Origin of the sequence: Gelidibacter gilvus (assembly GCF_004115975.1) — a bacterium.
GTDB lineage: Bacteria > Bacteroidota > Bacteroidia > Flavobacteriales > Flavobacteriaceae > Gelidibacter > Gelidibacter gilvus.
In genome coordinates this window covers 56,362-69,796 of sequence record NZ_SDDZ01000009.1, presented here as the reverse complement: position 1 = coordinate 69,796, position 13,435 = coordinate 56,362, and the positions used below count along the sequence as shown (strand labels likewise).

Below are 13,435 nucleotides of genomic sequence, written 5' to 3'. Positions count from 1 at the left end.
TATTTTGTTTAAGATAGCAATTTGATACCTTTGTAGCTTATAAAACTCAATCTACAGTATGGAGATAACCTTAAAGGGCGATAAAGAATTTGAAGAGATTCCATCGCTTAAAAACAAAGCGCTTCGTATCAATCTTAATGAGAACATTTACGGAACCTTTGCTGAAATTGGCGCAGGTCAAGAAACTGTACGTCAGTTTTTTAGAGCTGGCGGCGGATCTGGCACCATTGCTAAGGCTATGTCTGCTTATGACAAAGATTTTAGTGATGCCATTTATGGTGTTGAAGAAGATGGGCGCTACGTGACAGAAGAGCGGTTGAGAAAAATGTTAAATCATGAAATCCAATTAATTGAAGAACGCCTTTCAAGAGACAAGCATCCTAATAAAATGTTCTTTTCTTTTGCCAATACGGTGGCCACGATTGATTTTGCGAAAAAATATAAGGGCCATGGCTGGGTAGGTATCAAATATCAAATTGAACCACACCATACAGCTTATAATGAAATTCTTTTACATTTTCGCTTTAGAGAAAATGATGCGCGCCTACAGCAAGAAACCTTAGGTATTTTAGGTACCAACCTCATATATGGTGCCTATTATAAATACAATGAGCCTAAAAAAATCTTGCGCTATTTATACGATCATCTAGATAAGGATCAAATTGAAATTGACACCATCAACTTCTCAGGCCCTGTATTTAAAGATGTGGACAACCGATTGATGAGCTTGCAACTTGTTAAAAACAATATGACCGATGCGGTCATGTTTGCCCCTGATGGCAATAACGTACTGCCTGCTAGAATTTTATACAAAAAGAATATTTTGGCATTACGCGGTAGTTTTAGACCCGTAACCAAGGTAAACATAGACATGTTTCAGAAATCTTATGACATGTTTATTAAGGAAAACAAAGTAGACATTAACAATACCCAAGTTGTTTTTGAGATTACACTTTCAAATTTAAGAGCAGAAGGGGAAATTGACGAACAGGATTTTATGGACAGAGCTGAGTTGCTTTGTTCTTTAGGCCATACGGTTTTGATTTCCAACTTCCAGGAATATTACAAATTAGTAGAGTATTTCTCCCAATATTCTAAGAACAGAATGGGATTGTCCATGGGTGTCAACAATTTAGTGGACATTTTTGACGAAAAATATTACCGTCATTTAAGTGGTGGTATTTTGGAAGCCTTTGGAAAACTATTCTTTAAGGATTTACGTGTTTATCTTTATCCTATGGAAAATGAAGACGGCGAATTAAGCACTAGCGAGAATTTAAAAGTCCATCCACGAATGAAGGAATTGTATAAATTCTTTAAATACAATGGGAAAGTCGTCGATATTACCGATTATGATCCGAACATCCTCTCCATTTTTTCCAGATCAGTACTTAAATCCATTTCTGATGGCGATGAGGGTTGGGAAGCGATGCTGCCCCCTGGAGTTTCAAAAATCATAAAAGAAAAGAGCCTCTTTGGATATGAAGCAGAGGAAGTTTATAGAGATCAATAAAAAAAAGACCTTAGTTTAAAATGCTAAGGTCTTTTTTTATGATGTATTCTTGAGAAACTATTCCAGAATTTGCTCTGTGTGAATCTTGGCTTTCACTTTATCAATCACTTTTTCAATAATTCCGTTTTCATCAATAACAAAGGTCACGCGATGAATTCCGTCAAACGTGCGTCCCATAAACTTCTTTTCACCCCAAACACCAAAGGCCTTAATGACTTCTTTGTCTTCATCTGCCAACAAAGGATATGGAAAATTATATTTATTTTTAAAATTTGACTGTCTTTTGGCACTGTCGGCGCTAACACCCAATATTTCATAACCCTTATTTTGCAAATCCTTGTAATTATCCCTGAGGTTACATGCTTCTGTAGTACATGTTGGCGTACTCGCTTTAGGATAAAAGAAAATCACTAGTTTTTTACCTTTATAATCTGACAAAGAAATGGTATTTCCTTGTTCGTCCTGTGCTGAAAAATCTGGAGCCTTGTCTCCTGCTTTTAATTTGGTCATAACTGTTTTTAATTTGATATTTGTAAAAATACAACTTATGACCAAACAAGAGAAGGTGGATTTTGTTATAAATACGTTAAACCAACTGTATCCAACACTTCCAGTACCTTTAGACCATAAAGATCCTTACACACTTTTAATTGCTGTTTTAATGTCCGCCCAATGCACTGATGTGCGCGTCAATCAAATTACGCCACTTCTTTTTGCAAAAGCTGATAACCCGTATGACATGATCAAACTCTCGGTGGAAGAAATCCGGGACATTATCAGACCCGTAGGTTTATCTCCAATGAAAAGTAAAGGAATTCATGGATTATCACACATCTTAATTGACAAGCACGACGGAGAGGTGCCGCAGACCTATGAAGATTTGGAGGAGTTGCCAGCAGTTGGTCACAAAACTGCCGCAGTAGTACTTTCTCAGGCTTTTGGCATTCCGGCGTTTCCAGTAGATACGCACATTCACAGATTGATGTACCGTTGGAATTTTACCACCGGCAAAAACGTAGTACAAACGGAAAGAGATGCGAAACGTCTTTTTCCAATTGAAACTTGGAACAATTTACATTTACAAATGATTTTCTACGGACGCGAGTATTCCCCTGCAAGAGGTTGGGATTTAGAAAAGGATATTATCACGAAAACTATCGGGAGAGCGAGTGTGCTGAAAGATTACTACAAAAAGAAAGGATGAAGTGAAATTTAGGCAGGGCTCATAATAATGGAATTAGCTTCACTGAACCTAAAATAGATTCCTGCCTTCGCAGGAATTCATTCGCTGAACCTAAAATAGATTCCTGCCTTCCGCAGGAATTCATTCGCTGAGCCTAAAGGTTTCCTGCCTTTCGCAGGAATTTAAAAGTCCCGAGAATCTAAATCTCGGGACTTTTTAAATCTTAGTTCAAAAGTGTTTCGAACTGCCATTTCTCGCCTTGAATGACATTTAATGCCTTAGAATAATTCAATAAGAAATTGATTGTTTCTTCTTTTGGATTAAAGCTGCCATTTTTTTGGGGACATTTAGAGTAAAGTTTTGCCATTTTTTTAGGAGTTTTTATTAGACTATATCCCTATTAACGGAGCAAAACTTGATTTATTATATCCTATAGTTCTTAATTGGTTAAGATTATATTTTTCTGTTCAATCACTTTTCTTAAATTAATCAAAGCGTAACGCATTCTCCCCAAGGCTGTATTAATGCTCACACCTGTTTTATCTGATATTTCCTTAAAACTCATGTCGTTGTACATGCGCATGACCAAAACAGCTTTCTGCTCTTCTGGTAATTCCTCAATTAAGCGTCTTAAGTCAGATTCTATCTGCTCTTTAATCATGCCTTTTTCAGCATCTAAAGTCGAATCACTAAGGACTGAAAAAATACTGAACTCTCCAGTGTTGGAGAACTTTGGCATGCGGTTGTTTTTTCTAAAATGATCAATGACCAAGTTATGTGCAATACGCATCACCCAAGGTAAAAACTTACCTTCTTCGTTGTATTTTCCTAATCGGAGGGTACGTATAACCTTAATAAAAGTGTCTTGAAAAATATCTTCAGTAATATCTCTATCGTAAACTTTAGAATAGATAAAACTATAGATTTTTTGTTTGTGCTTAGTGATCAATTCAGAAAGAGCACTTTCGTCTCCTTTAATATAATTGCTCACTAAAACAGCGTCTGTGATAAGTTCGTGTTTCATTGTTATTACTTTAATGCTTGGAAAAAATTCCGAGCTTGGGGTTAATCTTTATAAAGTAATATTATGATATAGGCGACTCTGTTTTAGAAGTTTGAGGTCAAATATAACAACAATCATTCCTAAAATGCAAAAAATCTACTGAAACTTTAACATTTTATTGGACAATAACTTTTTTTCATGACCGATTTAGATGTAGTATCTTTGCATTCTTATATGCAAAAATGACTATGAAGCTCAATCTTTCCGAAGTAAATCCAAAACAAAATATTATCATAAAAGGCGCTAACCTCCACAATCTCAAAAACATGGATGTGGTAATTCCGCGTAACAAATTGGTGGTCATTACTGGATTATCAGGTTCGGGCAAGTCTAGTCTTGCATTTGACACATTATATGCAGAAGGTCAAAGACGCTATGTTGAAAGTCTATCTAGTTATGCACGTCAGTTTTTAGGAAGGCTCAACAAGCCAAAAGTAGATTATATAAAAGGGATTGCGCCAGCCATTGCTATTGAGCAAAAGGTAAACTCCACTAATCCACGATCTACCGTAGGGACCACTACCGAGATTTATGATTATTTAAAATTATTGTTTGCAAGAATTGGAAAAACCTACTCGCCTATTTCAGGAAATTTGGTCAAAAAACATACAACGGCAGATGTTCTAAATCTGATAAAATCTTATGAAGACGGCGAAAGATTGCTCCTCCTCGCTCCTATTATTTTAGAAGAAGGCCGAACGATGGATGACAAACTTAAAGTGCTTCAACAACAGGGCTATGCTAGGGTTCAGTATAAAAATGAGGTATTTAGAATTGAAGATGCACTCGAAAAAGATCTCAAAAAAGATATTTTTCTGGTGGTGGACAGAATAGTTATCAAACACGAAGAGGATTTTTACAATAGGCTCGCCGATGCTATTGAAACTGCGTTTTTTGAAGGAAAAGGCACCACTATTATTGAATCACTTTCTGATCATAAACAGACTGCTTTTAATAATAAATTTGAAATGGATGGGATGACTTTTTTGGAACCCAACGTGCATTTGTTCAGCTTTAATAATCCTTATGGCGCTTGTCCTAAATGTGAAGGCTATGGCGATGTCATCGGGATTGATGAAGAATTGGTCATTCCAAATACGGCACTTTCTGTTTATGAAAACGCTATTTTTCCTTGGAGAGGAGAAAGTATGAGCTGGTTCCGCGATCAACTGGTCAATAACTCGCATAAATTTGATTTTCCTATTCACAAGCCCTATTTTCAACTTACCGATGCACAGAAGCAATTAATTTGGGATGGCAACAAGTATTTTGAAGGCCTGAACAGTTTTTTCACCGAATTGGAATCAAAAGCCTATAAAATTCAGAATCGAGTGATGCTCTCGCGTTATAGAGGAAAAACCAAATGCAGTGTATGTCACGGAAAACGTTTGCGTCCTGAGGCCAATTATGTGAAAATTAGCGACGTGACCATCACCGATTTGGTGACCATGCCTTTAGATAATTTAGCCGTGTTTTTCGATCAATTAGAATTGAACGACTATGACACCACTATCGCCAACCGATTACTAAAGGAGATTTCCAATAGACTGTCATTTTTGTCGAATGTTGGTCTTGATTATTTGACACTCAACAGGAAATCAAATACTCTATCCGGTGGCGAAAGTCAACGTATCAATTTAGCAACCTCATTGGGCAGTAGTTTAGTGGGTTCTATGTATATTTTGGATGAGCCAAGCATTGGACTCCATCCTAAAGACACTGAAAAACTCATTGTAGTACTTAAGGCTTTACGCGATTTAGGCAATACCGTTATTGTAGTTGAACACGATGAAGATATTATGCAGGCCGCCGATGAAATTATCGATATTGGTCCGGAAGCTGGTACTCTTGGTGGCGAAGTTGTAGCTGCCGGTACTTATGAAGATATTCTGAAATCTAATTCTCTAACGGCACAATATCTCAACGGAAAACTTAAAATTGACGTCCCCAAGAAACGTCGCACGTCAAAATATCATATCGATATTATTGGTGCCAGAGAACATAATTTACAGAACATTGACGTGACTTTTCCTTTGGAAATGTTGACGGTCATTACAGGTGTTTCCGGAAGTGGTAAAAGTACTTTGGTCAAGGATATCCTGTATCCAGCCATTCAAAAACATTTGACGGGGTTTGGCGATAAAGCAGGTCAGTTTACTGAATTGAAAGGAAATTTTAGAAACGTAAAGCACATAGAGTTTGTCGATCAAAATCCTATTGGACGTTCGTCACGTTCCAATCCCGTAACCTATGTGAAGGCTTATGACGAAATCAGAGCACTTTATGCCAATCAAAAGTTAAGCAAAATACGGAATTACCAAGCCAAACATTTCAGTTTTAATGTCGATGGCGGCCGTTGTGAGACTTGTAAAGGCGATGGCGAAGTGACCATTGAAATGCAGTTTATGGCAGATGTCCATTTAACTTGCGAAACGTGTAACGGGAAACGCTTCAAAAAAGAAGTATTGGAAGTCACTTTTGAAGACAAAAACATTGACGACATTCTTACAATGACCATTGATGATGCGATTGCCTTCTTTGAAAAACACAATGAATTAAAAATACAGAGTAAACTACAGCCTTTACAAGATGTTGGTTTGGGCTATGTGACTTTAGGACAAAGCTCTTCTACCCTTTCTGGTGGTGAAGCTCAACGTATTAAATTGGCGACTTTTTTAGGAAAAGGTTCAAGAAGTGACAATGCCTTATTTATTTTTGATGAGCCTACTACAGGATTACACTTTCACGACATTAAAAAACTCTTGAAATCCTTTCAGGCATTGATAGAGCAAGGACACTCGATAATTGTTATTGAACATAATCTTGAACTGATTAAATGCGCAGATTATATTATTGACTTAGGTCCAGAAGGTGGCGATAGAGGCGGAAAATTAGTTGCTGCAGGAACACCTGAGGAATTGGTGAAGAATAAGAACTCAGTGACGGGGAAATATTTGAAGGAGAAGCTTTAGTTGGCAGTACTCAGTCGGAAGTTGGGAGTAGTTTAAAACATCAAAACTAACATGCTTCGCTTTTAGGTTTTGCCTGCCTGTCGGCAGACAGGGGTATAGATCCCGCAAAAATGCGGGTTTAGTTCAACCAGCAAAACCTAATGCGCTTTTCGCTTTTAGGTTTTGGGTATAGATCCCGCAAAAATGCGGGATTAGTTCAACCAGCAAAACCTAATGCGCTTTTCGCTTTTAGGTTTTGGGTATAGATCCCGCAAAAATGCGGGATTAGTTCAACCAGCAAAACCTAATGCGCTTCGCTTTTAGATTTTGGGTATAGATCCCGCAAAAATGCGGGTTTAGTTCAACCAGCAAAACCTAATGCGCTTCGCTTTTAGATTTTGGGTTTCACTAATAAAACAAAAACGCCATTAACCCCATAATAAATAATGCAAATGGCAACACGAGTGACAAAAACAAAAAACTGATTGCGCTACTCTTTATAAAACTTCTTATATAACTTCCTCCATAAAGTTGTTTGACACCAAGAAACAAATAGAAAAAGGTTGAAAACATGGTTAAAGTCATAATCCACCCAGGAAAATTCTTCCAAATCAAATTGGCAATAACCAACAAGCTAAATACACTAAATAGAAAAGCAAAAAAGTAAAAGCTAAAAACCAGATGATGCACAAATCGTCCTTTTCTAAAATAAAATAGTTTTAAAATAAAAGCAAAAATTGGCAAGAGAATAAACATCGCAAGAGGAATACTATCAAGGAAAGCTTGTAAAATCGACCCTCCACTTTTAGTTTTAAAGAATTTTAGAATTTGTTTATACATGCGCTTGGTGAAATACCCATCATCAGCCTTCATGCCCAACTTCCTATAAATTTCCTCATCTGAAGCACCGGCAACAATCATCGAATCTATCTCCATTTCGTTAAAGGGAGTATTAAAAATTTCATTGGATTTATTCGGTTTATCCTTGGTCACAGAATCAATAAACTTATTATTTATGATGATTGGACTTTCTGACTCACTTTTCGGTTCATAAACGTATTCATTCATTTTTTTAACCTCTGCCGCTTTTTTTATGGAATCTCTAAAACTGTGACTTTGTTCAATATCCTTTTTTATTGCACTGTCAAAGCCTTCTACTTGTTTGCGACTGACAAAGGAAAATAAAAAGAAAAAAACTATTGAAACAAAAAGGTACATCTGGGCGGGATGCAAATACATCAATCTTCTGCCTGAGATAAACTGTTTGGGAAGATGTCCTGGCTTGATCATTAAGGGAATGAAACTCTTAAAAAAACGAGCATCAACGGAAAAATAATTACTAATGGTATTGTTGAAAAGAACATTCAAGGTCAATTGATCACCCGCTTTCTGACCACAATAAGGACAATGCGGAAAATGGCTCTCAAATTGTTGGATACAATTATTGCATTCCTTTAATGATCTTGACATAGAGGCATCTGATTAAAGCCCATAAATGTAACAAAAATATTTTTTGGTTGAGCACAAGATAACTTCAGTTCTTAGCTGTAAATGTCTTTTTTTAATTTCTAGTTGTTTTTCAGTTTTACATTTTCTCTAATAAATACAACCATTTAACTAACAATATGATAGCATTTTTGGCACGTAAATTGAAAAGCTCCAATCGTATAGCGTAGGCCAAAAAGCTAATGAGTAGGCAAAACATTAAAATCCTTAAATTATGAAAAAACAATTACTTTTCAGTACGATGGTAGTCATAGGATTAGCATCAACAGCAGCAACATTGGAAGCAAAAACCAATGTTGAACCTCAAGGTGAAGGTTTTAAAAATATAGCAAGCTATCGGTATGTTGAGCCAATAATGTTCATTGAGCACGGCGTTGAGTTTTTAATTTTCCCTGACGGAAGTTTTGACTTTAATTCCAACTTAAATATGTCATCTAAAGCTCATAACCCTACTTATTACAAAGACAACATAAGCTTAAGACGGAGCTCAGTAAAAGGTATACAAGGTGCTACAAAAAACTCACATAGCTACTACCGAGCAACAAGTGATCAAGGCGTAATCATCCAGCATGATCATAACGGAAAAGTGACACGTGTTGGAAACGTATTTGTCAATTATGATCGTGCGGGAAAAGTCAAACGTTTAGGGTCAGTATATATGAATTATGATAGATCTGGAAAATTAAGCCAAGTTGGTGACCTTCATGTAAGGTACAATCGCTGGGACGAAATTGTAAGTACGCAGGGCGTCGTGAATAGAGCAAATACTAATAACCGTTATGAAACTTATTACACCACCGCCCAAGCGAGTCCCGTTTATTCCTATTACAGCACACAGGATGATTACTACTATTACAAGAAGGGTGGTAAAGTTAAAAAACAGAAGAAAGTTAAAAGATAAATTTTTTGATATTTTATTAGTTGAACCTATACTTCGATTCCTGAAGTATAGACACCATCCCGAAGTTCTTTCCCCAAAGGCTTTGGGATGTTTTGTTTTGATGCTTGAAGTTTTTCCAAGGCTATTTCCTTCCGCATCTGTTTTACAGTCTGTGTGCTGCCATCATGACTCCACCCAGGAGGTCCAAAAACATACATAAACTTGTGTTTGAGATTTTTGGATTTTTTCATGTCTTTCCAAATGTCAGAATATTCATGGGTCAAAATCACCCATATATTATAAGATTCCGGCGGACTTGTAACGCCATAAGTGATATCGACGTCCTCATCAAGCTCTTTCCATGTTCCAAAGATTCTATCAAAAACATTTAAGATTCCCCCATGATTTTTATCCATATATTCAAGATTACAAGCATGATGCACCTGATGCATGGTATGGGTATTTAAAACTTTATCCACAACCCCTAACTTTGGAATAAACACAGTGTGCAACTGAAATTGCCATAGGGCTTCAATCCCTAAACATACTACTAACATTTCTGGTGGAAAACCAATCGCTACAATCCAAACATAAAATAAAGGCTTATAAAAAATAGTAAACCAACCATTCCTAACAGCAGTGCCTAGATTAAAATTATCGGATGAGTGATGGACAATATGGGCTGCCCAAAAGAATCTGACCATATGATTTTGACGGTGAAACCAATAATATGAAAAATCATCGGCTAACATACAAAGGATCCAAACATACCAAGCATATCCGAAAGATTCGTAACCCATGATGTTAGTGCGTACACCATCAACCAGTGGATTAAAAATATCATATACTAAACTAAAAAGAAGGATGACCGTTACTGTTTTAACAAGGGGCGCAATGACTGCTGACCCCACTCCCATTCCGAGACTCGAAAATAAGTCTCGCCAGTTGTAAAGATCTTTATGATCATGTGCTTTGCTGTAGGTAAGTTCCAATAAAATAAGGCCTAAAAAGAAGGGTACCCCATATACAAGGGGATTAGTGAAATCCATATAAATATTTAAAAAAAGCCAAAAATTATTAAGACTTCTTGTTGAGTTGGAAAAGATAGGTAATAAATTTAGTCTTTGACAATGCCTTTTGATTAAATTAAGAACTATTTCAATACCGACGACTTCTCATTTAAGGTTTTTCAAAAGCCTATGTTACTCATACTCCTCAAAAATCGTTATTGAATCTTGCCCACCATACAATACAACAAAAAAAGCAATAAACTCATTGCCAGCACACTAATACCAACTAACGAATCTTGGCACATTGTTTGTATTCTACAAGACATGTTGAACAAAAAACAAACACTCATGAAAAAATTAGCTCTACTTTTTACTGCAGTGTTCCTTATTGGGACATCAGTAAACGCAAAAACCACCAACATCGCTAAGAATAATTCATACAATAATGGATATTCTCAAGGATACGGCAATTCCTTTATTTTCACCGAAGGTGGTATTGAGTTTTCTGTATTTCCTGATGGGCAATTTGATTTTTATGCACCAAACTACGGTCCTAAAGGCAATATTTCAATCAATACCCCTAATGTCTCTTTCAGTTTTAATACGGGTTATGATTATGGACCCTATGTACAGTATGATGATTATGGGGCCATCATCCAAATAGAAAACACGCCTATTTATTATGATTATTACGGACGTATCACCCAAGCGGGTCATGTAAATATTCATTATAACAATTACGGACGTGTGAGTCGTGTTGGAAGTTTACATGTGTATTATGACCATCACCACAGATTCACACATTATACGGGCTATATCAACGTTTATAATCGCGTATATGTGCAAAGACCATGGCATTATTATTACACAGTTCCAGCGGTCCACTATCGCGTGGTATATGCGAGACCGTATAGACAATATTATACTCCGGTTAGACATCCCTATTACAGGCCTTACGCCAATAACTATAGAGAACCAGTAAGATATACGCCACGTCCTGTAAGTTCTTTGAGTTCTGGCAGAAGGAATACGGTTGCAACCAACTCGGGAGTTAGTGATCGTTACCGCCAGGAAGCCGCACCGCGTAGAAGCGCTGCTGCAAGTTCAAGATCCAACTCAAACACTGTTGGCAATACCACACGAACTACAAATGCTTCTAGAAACAACGAGGCTTCAAGAACCAATCGCAATATTTCTCAAAGCAATACTAGGAATGCTTCTGAAAGAGGCGTGAGACAAAACACAACAGAACGTTCTGTCCAAACTACAAGAAATAATAAACCTACAGCAACTAGCAACACGCCAAGGAGTGCTGATAGAAATAATAATGACAGAAATGTTAGAACGCGTAGCACTACTGGAACTGTACAGGAAAGTACTCGAAAGGTTAGTACTCCCACTAGAAATGAAGCTGTAAAATCAGCACCTTCTAGAACAAACAGAGCTACCAATGTAAATAAAAGTTCGGTTCAAGGAAAACCAAATGCTGCCCAAACTCGTACATATAATGGAGAGCGAAACAGAAGTAGTAACACACGTGCTGCTCAAAGTAGCAATAGTACAAACACTGAAGCGAAAAGACAAACTTCGCCATCAAGATCAAGATCTACACAAAGTAGAGGAAATTAAAATATAGATTTTTTGGTTGGTTAGTGGAAAGTCCTGCAGGAGTATGCCTCAAAGCACCTTGTGGGATTTTCTTTTTATATCCATCCAAAGTTAGACTTGATCATCTCATTTGAAGTATAGACAAGAATTCTTGGCTTAGGCGAAACCAATATTCAATAAACAAGTAGATGATCAACTGAAGATTGATACGCCAAACTTCTACTTCACTCTCAAATATTTTCGTATCATCGCACTGATATCCTCCGAAACCTTCATCTTAAATATAAAGACAACATACAACAACGTTATTAATGCCGACTTTAAAGCAATATTTACCAAAGGATGAAATGGAAACTCCCAAAAATAAAACAGACCTACAATCGCAATTATTAAAAGGACGACTTTTCCTGTATCGACCGTAAAGGGCATCATATCAAACTTACGTTTTACAAAGTAAACTTTTATGGTGTTATATATGGCGACTGCTATAAAAGTTGCAAAAGCAGAGCCGTTGATGCCATACATCGGAATAAAAATCATATTCAAACCTATGGTAAGAATCGTGAGAATCACCCCAAAAAGTAAGACTATCCTATAATAATCACTATTAAATAAAACCACGTTGTTGCAGCCCATCAAACAATCATAAAGCTTCGCCATACTTATCAAAAAAACTACAATGAGTCCGCCACTGAATTGGGACGGAATTGTTTCATAAAGGGAATTGATATTCAATACGATCAACAAGAATATAAGACCACCAATAATAAATAAGGTCTGCGAGCTTCTCACATATAAATCTTCTAGAGCCACCTTATTCTTCTCATTAAGATATTTTGCTGTCAAGGGTTGCAGTATTTGCTGCATCGCTCTTGAAGGCACCACAATTACCGTTGCAATATATATGGCCACCCCATAATAGGCTACTTCTTCAATAGGAATATACATGCCTAACATAAAACTGTCGATATCCAAAATAACTGTCGCGATGGAACCTGCAATAATAATCAGGAAAGAGTATTTTAAAATAGAACCCAATCGGTCAATTCTATTAAACTTAAAGACTGGTAAACGAATACTAAAGGCATAAAACATCATAATCAGCATTCTTAGGCCATATACACCAATGACGCTGGCAATGAAAACATCCACAGAAAACCATTCAAAATAGACACAAAATAAGAGCAACATAATGCCTATGCGATGAAAAACCTCTTTCATGAAATTTCCAAAAACGGTCTGCATTTGTGTTTTAGACCACGCAAAAAATACTTCAAAATAAGCCATTGCTATTGCAGCCAAATAAATGTACCATACATAATCCCCAATAATTGGATTCTTTTGCGACAATGCATTAGCGATACTGTCATAAGCTACCACTCCTATCAATCCAATAGGTATAATGAGTGCCAACGGTAAAAACAACATCAGGGTCAGGAAGCTATTGAGTGAGTTTTTGGTTTTAAATGTTGAGTAAAACTTAACAATGGTGTTGTGGACGCCAAAAGCCATTAACGGCATCATAATGGTGGCGGTAGAAAGCATAAAGGAAATTAAACCGTAGTGCACATCGGAAATAAAGAATACGTATAAATACAAGGTATTCAATGCGCCTATGGCAAATCCGAGATAGGTGGTAACGGTGTTCTTAAAAGATTGGCTGGTGACTATTCCCATAGAGGTTTAAAACTCGAAGATATGAATTTTGTGCTTTAAGACAA

The 13,435-nt window shown here is 36.7% G+C and carries 11 protein-coding genes; 5 read left to right on the top strand and 6 right to left on the bottom strand.

Annotated elements, in window-relative coordinates:
* Positions 1–58: 58 nt before the first annotated feature.
* Positions 59–1,513: a TonB-dependent receptor gene (locus tag ESZ48_RS13960; protein WP_129018124.1), complete on the top strand. Its 1,455-nt coding sequence runs from the start codon at positions 59–61 to the stop codon at positions 1,511–1,513.
* A gap of 57 nt (positions 1,514–1,570) precedes the next feature.
* Here ESZ48_RS13960 and bcp read toward each other — a convergent pair whose 3' ends face one another.
* Positions 1,571–2,023, bottom strand: a complete 453-nt coding sequence (gene bcp / locus ESZ48_RS13955) for a thioredoxin-dependent thiol peroxidase (RefSeq protein ID WP_129018123.1) — start codon at positions 2,021–2,023, stop codon at positions 1,571–1,573.
* Positions 2,024–2,060: 37 nt separating this feature from the next.
* On the opposite strand from bcp, the gene ESZ48_RS13950 reads away from it, so the two are divergent.
* Positions 2,061–2,717: an endonuclease III domain-containing protein gene (locus ESZ48_RS13950; protein ID WP_129018122.1), complete on the top strand. Its 657-nt coding sequence runs from the start codon at positions 2,061–2,063 to the stop codon at positions 2,715–2,717.
* 202 nt (positions 2,718–2,919) lie between these two features.
* Here the strand turns inward: ESZ48_RS13950 and ESZ48_RS19340 are convergent, their stop codons facing one another.
* Both ESZ48_RS19340 and ESZ48_RS13945 read right to left on the bottom strand, forming a co-directional pair.
* Complete coding sequence (locus ESZ48_RS19340; protein ID WP_190246268.1) at positions 2,920–3,063, bottom strand: hypothetical protein; 144 nt, start codon at positions 3,061–3,063, stop codon at positions 2,920–2,922.
* 72 nt (positions 3,064–3,135) lie between these two features.
* Positions 3,136–3,720, bottom strand: coding sequence for an RNA polymerase sigma factor (locus ESZ48_RS13945; protein WP_129018121.1), 585 nt, complete (start codon positions 3,718–3,720; stop codon positions 3,136–3,138).
* Positions 3,721–3,947: 227 nt separating this feature from the next.
* Between ESZ48_RS13945 and uvrA the strand changes: the two genes are divergently transcribed.
* Positions 3,948–6,731, top strand: coding sequence for an excinuclease ABC subunit UvrA (gene uvrA / locus ESZ48_RS13940; RefSeq protein WP_129018120.1), 2,784 nt, complete (start codon positions 3,948–3,950; stop codon positions 6,729–6,731).
* Positions 6,732–7,118: 387 nt separating this feature from the next.
* Here uvrA and ESZ48_RS13935 read toward each other — a convergent pair whose 3' ends face one another.
* A complete protein-coding gene (locus tag ESZ48_RS13935) occupies positions 7,119–8,180 on the bottom strand; it encodes a DUF3667 domain-containing protein (RefSeq protein WP_129018119.1) in 1,062 nt (353 codons plus the stop codon).
* Positions 8,181–8,430: 250 nt separating this feature from the next.
* Between ESZ48_RS13935 and ESZ48_RS13930 the strand changes: the two genes are divergently transcribed.
* Positions 8,431–9,117 (top strand): hypothetical protein, encoded by a 687-nt coding sequence (locus ESZ48_RS13930; protein ID WP_129018118.1) that lies wholly within the window; start codon positions 8,431–8,433, stop codon positions 9,115–9,117.
* A gap of 26 nt (positions 9,118–9,143) precedes the next feature.
* Here the strand turns inward: ESZ48_RS13930 and ESZ48_RS13925 are convergent, their stop codons facing one another.
* Entirely contained in the window at positions 9,144–10,145 is a 1,002-nt protein-coding gene (locus tag ESZ48_RS13925) for a sterol desaturase family protein (protein WP_129018117.1), read from the bottom strand.
* Between the two features lie 309 nt (positions 10,146–10,454).
* On the opposite strand from ESZ48_RS13925, the gene ESZ48_RS13920 reads away from it, so the two are divergent.
* Positions 10,455–11,735: a hypothetical protein gene (locus ESZ48_RS13920; protein ID WP_129018116.1), complete on the top strand. Its 1,281-nt coding sequence runs from the start codon at positions 10,455–10,457 to the stop codon at positions 11,733–11,735.
* 198 nt (positions 11,736–11,933) lie between these two features.
* Here the strand turns inward: ESZ48_RS13920 and ESZ48_RS13915 are convergent, their stop codons facing one another.
* Entirely contained in the window at positions 11,934–13,391 is a 1,458-nt protein-coding gene (locus ESZ48_RS13915) for a polysaccharide biosynthesis C-terminal domain-containing protein (RefSeq protein WP_129018115.1), read from the bottom strand.
* Positions 13,392–13,435 lie beyond the last annotated feature (44 nt).

Coding starts and splice junctions, on each gene's coding strand:
- bcp (WP_129018123.1), bottom strand. CDS start 2,023: ATGACCAAATTAAAAGCAGGAGACAAGGCTCCAGATTTTTCAGCACAG.
- ESZ48_RS19340 (WP_190246268.1), bottom strand. CDS start 3,063: ATGGCAAAACTTTACTCTAAATGTCCCCAAAAAAATGGCAGCTTTAAT.
- ESZ48_RS13925 (WP_129018117.1), bottom strand. CDS start 10,145: ATGGATTTCACTAATCCCCTTGTATATGGGGTACCCTTCTTTTTAGGC.
- ESZ48_RS13935 (WP_129018119.1), bottom strand. CDS start 8,180: ATGTCAAGATCATTAAAGGAATGCAATAATTGTATCCAACAATTTGAG.
- ESZ48_RS13915 (WP_129018115.1), bottom strand. CDS start 13,391: ATGGGAATAGTCACCAGCCAATCTTTTAAGAACACCGTTACCACCTAT.
- uvrA (WP_129018120.1), top strand. CDS start 3,948: ATGAAGCTCAATCTTTCCGAAGTAAATCCAAAACAAAATATTATCATA.
- ESZ48_RS13950 (WP_129018122.1), top strand. CDS start 2,061: ATGACCAAACAAGAGAAGGTGGATTTTGTTATAAATACGTTAAACCAA.
- ESZ48_RS13960 (WP_129018124.1), top strand. CDS start 59: ATGGAGATAACCTTAAAGGGCGATAAAGAATTTGAAGAGATTCCATCG.
- ESZ48_RS13930 (WP_129018118.1), top strand. CDS start 8,431: ATGAAAAAACAATTACTTTTCAGTACGATGGTAGTCATAGGATTAGCA.
- ESZ48_RS13920 (WP_129018116.1), top strand. CDS start 10,455: ATGAAAAAATTAGCTCTACTTTTTACTGCAGTGTTCCTTATTGGGACA.
- ESZ48_RS13945 (WP_129018121.1), bottom strand. CDS start 3,720: ATGAAACACGAACTTATCACAGACGCTGTTTTAGTGAGCAATTATATT.